This is a genomic window from Methylobacterium sp. AC433, assembly GCF_979253015.1.
Genome location: NZ_CEEDBN010000105.1, coordinates 1 through 240 on the forward strand (window position 1 = coordinate 1; position 240 = coordinate 240).

The 240-nt window shown below is 78.3% G+C and carries 1 pseudogene; it reads right to left on the reverse strand.

Features of this window, described 5'->3' with window-relative positions:
- Positions 1–240: pseudogene (locus tag AC0IWM_RS23900) on the reverse strand (acetyl CoA synthetase); the annotation flags it as partial.

Here is a 240-nt window from a genome sequence, read left to right on the forward strand (position 1 = left end):
GCAGGCCGGCACGCCGGAACGCGGCCTCGTAGACGGTGTCGGGTCGGGCGCGCGCGCCCGTATGGGTCGCGGCGTGGCGGGTCGGCGCCCGGTGGCGCCCCGCCCGCAGAACCACCCCCGGCTTGGCGCGCGCGGCGGCCCGCGCCGCCGACATGAACTTGCGCGCCTCGAGCACCGCATCGAGGGAGAGCAGGATCGCGCGGGTGCGGATGTCGGCGGCGTAGTGGTCGAGGCAGGCCG